The sequence below is a fragment of the Daejeonella sp. genome (assembly GCF_037719425.1).
Classification (GTDB): Bacteria; Bacteroidota; Bacteroidia; order Sphingobacteriales; family Sphingobacteriaceae; genus Daejeonella.
Genome location: NZ_JBBJNI010000134.1, coordinates 1 through 6,738, shown reverse-complemented (window position 1 = coordinate 6,738; position 6,738 = coordinate 1). Strand labels below are relative to the sequence as shown.

General features: G+C 43.0%; 5 protein-coding genes. All 5 read left to right on the top strand.

Going from position 1 to position 6,738, the window contains the following annotated elements:
* The first annotated feature begins 35 nt into the window (after positions 1–35).
* On the top strand, positions 36–1,406 hold the full coding sequence (locus WKF69_RS15430; RefSeq protein WP_340383012.1) for a hypothetical protein: 1,371 nt from the start codon (positions 36–38) through the stop codon (positions 1,404–1,406).
* 136 nt (positions 1,407–1,542) lie between these two features.
* Positions 1,543–3,321, top strand: a complete 1,779-nt coding sequence (locus WKF69_RS15425) for a c-type cytochrome (RefSeq protein ID WP_340383010.1) — start codon at positions 1,543–1,545, stop codon at positions 3,319–3,321.
* A gap of 2 nt (positions 3,322–3,323) precedes the next feature.
* Complete coding sequence (locus WKF69_RS15420; RefSeq protein ID WP_340383008.1) at positions 3,324–4,091, top strand: carbohydrate-binding family 9-like protein; 768 nt, start codon at positions 3,324–3,326, stop codon at positions 4,089–4,091.
* 150 nt (positions 4,092–4,241) lie between these two features.
* Positions 4,242–5,546, top strand: a complete 1,305-nt coding sequence (locus tag WKF69_RS15415; RefSeq protein WP_340383006.1) for an aspartate aminotransferase family protein — start codon at positions 4,242–4,244, stop codon at positions 5,544–5,546.
* 73 nt (positions 5,547–5,619) lie between these two features.
* A partial coding sequence (locus tag WKF69_RS15410) for an FAD-binding oxidoreductase (protein ID WP_340383004.1) occupies positions 5,620–6,738 on the top strand: 1,119 nt, incomplete at its 3' end.

Below are 6,738 nucleotides of genomic sequence, written 5' to 3'. Positions count from 1 at the left end.
TTAAAGTATTAATCAGAGCGTAAAAAGACATCAGAATGAAAAGTGAAAGCCTCAATCCCCGCAGGAACTTTATTAAAAAATCCGTCTTTACAGCAGCCGGTTTAAGTATTGTTCCTGGGTTTGTACTAGGTGAAGATGGAAGTATCATCTCTATAACTGAACAGTTGTCGAAAGCCTTCGCCGGTCAGGAGGGGATCAAAAAAATTGCATTCATTACCCATATATACAGGAATAGTGCACATGCTGATGTAATCGGCACCAAATTATTTCTCGGTATTCCTGCGGACGAGGGAATGATAGCTCCTCAAATAAAAATTGCTTCGGTATATATCGAGCAGATTGGCGAAAATGATACGGGTGTCAGAATTGCCAGGATGAATAACACTCCGGTCTACCCAACTGTAGAAGAAGCATTAACCCTTGGCGGCGATAAACTAGCTGTCGATGCGGTTGTCTATGTCGGTGAGCACGGTGATTATCCGTATAATAGACTGGGTATGAAATTATATCCCCGCATGAATTATCTCGAAAGAATATTCAGGGTGTTTGATGCGTCTAAAAAGTCTGTGCCTGTATTTACAGATAAGGCCTTGTCCTATAGCTGGCTGGATAGCAAATGGATTTATGATCGTGCCCAGGAATTAAATGTTCCAATGATGGCTGGTTCTTCATTGCCATATTGCTGGCGGGATAAACCTTTGGAACATCCGCTGGGTGCCAAAATATCCGAAGCTGTGGCAATTGGCTACGCATCGCTAGACGCTTACGGATTTCATGTCACCGAAATTCTTCAGTGTATGGTAGAGCGGAGAGCCGGGGGTGAAACTGGTGTTAAAAGCGTTGAAGGCTTAAAAGGAGACGATGTCTGGAAAGCTATTGACACAGGGAAGATTTCACAAAAACTGGTTGATGCAGCTTGTGATACCATACAGGGTAAAGCGACCGGGAATATGCGTGAGATTGTAGAAACTCCTTTTGCTGTTATTGTTAATTATTCAGATGGAACTAAAGGAGTTATTCTGATGCTCGACAAATACGTCAATACAGGATGGGCTTATTCGGCAAAAACTTCAAAAGGAATTATGGCAACTGAATTTGTACTCAGTGGGGGACCAATTTATGCTCATTTTAGTTATCTGACTTTAAATATTCAAAAGTTTATTTTAAGCGGTCCGACCGCCCCTATTGAAAGAAATTTATTGACAAGCGGCATCATCGATATGGGAATCAGATCATTGGCAAAGGGTGAGGTTATAAAAACACCCTTCCTTAATATTAAATATAATGCTGCTGGTTATGAACCCATTCGACCCACGAGTCCAAGGCCCACCGGGCAGAGTATTGGCCCATGGCCTCCAAAAGGTTATGATTTTGTAATCCCCGATGATTTTAAGAAAAAAGGATAATAACAGAAACAGTCATTGATGCTTATTCCGCAACTTTTTGGTTATAAGGGATAAATAATGAGGGTTTAATTTGGAAAATCAGTAAAAAGTAGAGAATATGCATAATAATTACTCAACAGCCAAATAACAGACTAAAATGAACATTAACTTAAAATCTTTTTACAAGATCAGGATTAAAGAAGGGCTTATTGTGCTTGCGGTTTTAGCTTGTTTAATCACAATCAGTTTTATTAATACCAATGGAAAAGGAGGGCTCCCGGATAAGTCACCAAATAATGGCGGCTTATTTCTTCCCGGTGGTTTTGAAGCGGTAGTAGTGGCCGATTCCCTTGGCAAAGCAAGGCACCTCGCAGTTAATTCAAATGGCGATATTTATGTTAAAATGCGGAACCCCATCAATAAAATGGGTAGTATAGCCATGCGTGATACTGATAATGATGGTAAAGCGGATATAATAAAGTCTTTTGGGGATTATCCCGACGAAGGGAATTACGGTACGGGTATGAGAATCCACAAGGGATATCTTTATTTTACTACTGCCGGGGAAGTGTTCCGGACAAAACTTACACCAGGGAAATTAGTGCCAGAAGGCAAATCCGAACTCCTTTTAACAGATGACTACAAGAATGCCAAATACGGATCATCGCACATAGCTAAGCCATTGGCATTTGACAGCGAGGGAAATATGTACGTCCCTTTCGGATCCCCTAGTGATGTTTGCGGAATCAACGATCGTCAGCCAGGTTCTTTAGGACAGAATCCTTGTCCGGAGCTTCAAGACCACGCAGGCATATGGAAATTCAGCGACAGTAAGCCAAACCAAACGCAAAAGGACGGGGTAAGGTACGCTACCGGTATCCGTAGCGTTGTAGCCATGGATTGGAATAAGAAGGAAAAAGCATTATATGCAGTACAGCATGGCAGGGATGACCTGGTTCGTCAGTTTCCGGATCTTTATAATCCATGGCAAAGCGCATTATTGCCGGCCGAAGAGTTTTTCAAGGTTACGGAGGGGTCTGATGGTGGCTGGCCATATGTATACTATGACTATATGAAGAGCAAAAAGCTGGTGAACCCGGAATATGGTGGAGATGGAAAGAAAGAACCAACCAAGAAATACCTGAATCCTCTCGTCGGTTTCCCCGGTCACTTCGCCCCAAATGACCTGTTCTTCTATACGGGTATTCAATTCCCTAACCGGTACAAGGATGGTGCCTTTATTGCCTTTCACGGATCTACTATCCGCTCACCTTATCCGCAGGGTGGATATTTTATCGGCTTTGTACCTTTCAAAAACGGTGTTCCATCGGGCAATTGGGAAGTATTTGCAGATGGGTTCCCGGGTGTCGACACGATTGTTAATACCAGTAATGCATTATACCGCCCAATGGGAATCGCAATGGGCCCTGATGGGTCCCTTTACTTCTCTGAAAGTGAAAAAGGAAAGATCTGGCGAGTGATGTATAAAGGTGATAAAAAGAAATTCGGTGCTGCAGACCTTACAGCGATGCAGAAACGTAAAGAAACCCAGCCGCACATCAAAACGCCCGATATTATTAAGGACAATGTGAATACAGCAAAAGTTGCTGCAGGTGGAAAACTTTATAATACCTACTGTGCATCCTGCCATCAGGCTGACGGAAAAGGGGATGGTACACGATTCCCTCCGCTTGAAAACTCGGAGTATGTAAAGGGAGACAGGAAGCGTCTTATCAGGATCGTTCTCAATGGCCTTAGTGGGCCGATAACAGTAAAAGGCGTTGGCTATAATGAGGTTATGCCACCTAATAGTTATCTTTCGGATGACCAGATTGCTTTGATCCTTACCTATGTCAGAGCCAATTTCAAAAATAATCTTACCGGTGTGCAACCACAGGAGGTTGCCAGAGAGCGCGCCATGCCAACAACTCCCTAAGTATGAACTTAATTAATTATCTGTTATTGATTATTCTTCCTGTATTTTATGCTGCGGGAATAGTCACGAATCCTAAAATTAAAGCCGCTCCCATGAACGTTAACGAATTCCCGGTTTACAAGGTTGAAAGACTTAAGAAGAAACTTAAGATAAACGCGGATTGGAATAAGGCACAGTGGAAAAAAATTGAGCCTATCCGTATCACAAATTACATGGGTAAGGTTTCTGCGTTCCAGCCGGAGGTCCAATCCAAAATGATGTATAACGATACACATGTATATGTTATTTTTCAGGTGAAGGACCGTTTGGTGAGAAGCATTGTGACTGAATATAATGGGAATGTATCCTCAGATTCTTGTGTTGAGTTCTTTTTTTCTCCCGATGAGAAGTTCCCTTTGAAGTACTTCAATCTTGAGGTGAATGCAGGTGGCACGCCACTCATGTTCTACATTGAGAAGCCAATGACAGAACTGAAAAAGCTGACTAAGGATGAGCTTAAAGAGATTCATATTGCGCATTCTCTGCCTGAAACGGTTGATCCGGAAATTGCCGGGCCGGTAACCTGGACCATTGAGTACAGCATACCTTTATCGCTGTTAAGTAAATATTCCAACCTCACCCGTCCTGCTAAAGGCGTAAATTGGAAAGCGAACTTTTATAAAACCGGGAGCAGGACTTCCAATCCTAATTATATTACATGGGCAGTAGTAGATTTTCCGAGGCCTAATTTCCATTTACCTCAATTCTTTGGAACCATACAATTTCAATAAAAACGTCCTGCTACATAAAATTTGGATATGGAACTGCTAACGGTTATTGGATCTGACACAATGGGGACATTCAACGGCATTGAGCGCATCCTGGGCTGACATACAGGTTAAAATGTATTATGGATTGGAAATTAACCTAAACAGGATCATATGGAACTTACAAGTTATACAAAGTCGGCAGAATTACTTACAAGAGCGAAAAAAGTTCTTGCCGGTGGAGTATCATCTGAATTCAGGAAGTATAATCATCCTCATGCTATATTTTATGTTCATGGTAAAGGAAGTAAGATCTACGATGCCGACGGAAATGAATATCTTGATTTTACGTTAAGCCAGGGCCCGCTGATCCTCGGACATTCTCATCCTCATGTACTTAGATCTGTTAACGAATATTCCGAACAAGGCCAGCTGTTCGCAGGTCAGCACATCAGAGAAATCGAACTTGCAGAAAAGCTTAATAAGTTGATCCCTTCTGCTGAACTGATGCGTTTTTGCCTCGATGGTTCAGAAGCCGTACAGACTGCTTTTCGGGTGGCCCGTGCTAAAACCGGAAGACCAAAATTCCTCCGCTTTGAAGGCCACTACCATGGATGGCTCGACAATGTGGCCTGGGGGATTTCAGCACCCTCGGCTGATTCTTTAGGTAGCAGGGAAAACCCAAATGTTTACCCCTGGACAGCTGGTTTGCCGGATCAAGCAAGGGACGAGTTCATAATTCTGCCCTGGAACGACCTGGAGCTGGTGAAAAGCACCCTGGCAAAACATTCAGATGAAATTGCAGCGATTATTACCGAACCCATAATGTGTAATAGTGGCTGTATTCTTCCGGAAGAAGGTTTCTTACAAGGATTAAGAGATCTTTGTGATCAATATGGGATAGCGTTGATCTTCGATGAGGTCATCACAGGTTTCCGGATGAGCCTTGGAGGTTCACAGGCCTATTATGGTATTACTCCGGACATGTCCATTTTCGCCAAAGCCATGGGCAGCGGTTATCCCATCAGTGCGATAGTCGGCAAGAAGGAGTGGATTGGTTTAATCGAAGATGCAAAAGTTATCCATGCAGGTACAATGAATTCCAGCAACCCAACTATTGCTGCTGCTCTTGCCACTATACAAGTGCTGGAAACTGAAAACCCCTATGAACGTCTATTCCGGCTTGGCAATAAACTCAAGGATGGCCTTATTAAGGCTGCCGAGGAAAACAACCTGAATCTGTTGGTGCAGGGTCCGGGCCCAATGTTCAACATCGCTTTTACTGACCTGAAAAAAGCCAAAGACTACCGCGACACACTGACTTTCGATAAAGCGAAACTGGGTAAATTTATTGCAGCGATGCACGATAAAAAGATCAGAGTAATTGGCAGAGGTTTGTGGTATATCAGTGCGGCACATTCGGAAGAAGATATAGATCAGGCAATAAAGATTTCCGCAGAGGTTATGTCGGAAATGTAAAAAATGGGTTCCCTGTCATTAATTCTTGCAAACCCTTAAAAATTCTTACACCTTTAAGGATTAAATAGCAATTATGAATATTGGGAAGCTTTTGGAGAACATCCTGCCAAAAGAAAGAATAAAATGTCGTCTGGTTGATCTGGTAGCGTATGCTTCTGATGCCGGATTCTACTACCTCAGGCCGAAAGCAGTTGTACGGCCAGTTAGTGAAGAAGAAGTAATCGCGATCTTGAAATTTTCGCATGAGCATAGTATCCCGGTCGTTTTCCGTACCGGTGGCACCAGTTTGTCGGGGCAATCCATAACTGACGGCATCCTGGTTGATCTCAAGCAATATTGGAATCAGATATTGATAGAAGATTCAGGAAGCCGGGTCAGGGTGCAGCCTGGTATCACAGGAACAATGGTGAATGTGTTTCTTAAAAAACACAGGCGAAAAATAGGGCCTGATCCCTCAAGCATCGATTCAGCAATGATCGGCGGCATCCTCTCTAATAATTCCAGCGGTATGTGCTGCGGGGTTAGCATGAATTCATATCACACAACTAAACATATCCGTTTTATCCTGCCAAGCGGAAAAAGTTTTTCTACGGAAGTTAAAGATGACTACTCGAGATTTGAGCAGGAATGCCCGGAGATATATTCTTCAATATTGAGCTTAAGGCAACAGATTGCCGAAAATCCGGTGCTTTCAGACCGGATCAGAATGAAGTATTTAACAAAAAATACGGTGGGCTATTCGCTCAATTCATTTATAGATTATTCGCATCCCTTGGATATTTTCTCCCATTTACTGATAGGAGCAGAAGGCACGCTGGGGTTTATCGCAGAAGCAGTTATGGAGACTGTTCCTGATTACCCGTACAAATCAACCGCTTTCATTTATTTCAAGGATATCTACTCAGCATGTCAGGCCATCAGGCCTTTAACTCATACCAGCGCCGAGGCTGTTGAATTGATGGATCGGGCGTCACTTCGGTCCATTGAAAATATAAAAGGCGTTCCGTCAATTCTTAAAACTTTACCCGAGCCTACTGCCGCTTTATTAGTAGAATATCAGGCCAACACTGTCGAGGAACTTAATGCGAAGATCGAGCGCCTCACGCCCTATGCGAACGATTTTTTATTACTAGAGCCTATTGTCTTTACACAGGACACCGTAGAACAAGCATTGTATTGGAAACTCCGCAAA

Excerpts from the sequence above, each read along its gene's own strand:
- WKF69_RS15430 (WP_340383012.1), top strand. The coding sequence starts at position 36 with ATGAAAAGTGAAAGCCTCAATCCCCGCAGGAACTTTATTAAAAAATCC.
- WKF69_RS15425 (WP_340383010.1), top strand. The coding sequence starts at position 1,543 with ATGAACATTAACTTAAAATCTTTTTACAAGATCAGGATTAAAGAAGGG.
- WKF69_RS15420 (WP_340383008.1), top strand. The coding sequence starts at position 3,324 with ATGAACTTAATTAATTATCTGTTATTGATTATTCTTCCTGTATTTTAT.
- WKF69_RS15415 (WP_340383006.1), top strand. The coding sequence starts at position 4,242 with ATGGAACTTACAAGTTATACAAAGTCGGCAGAATTACTTACAAGAGCG.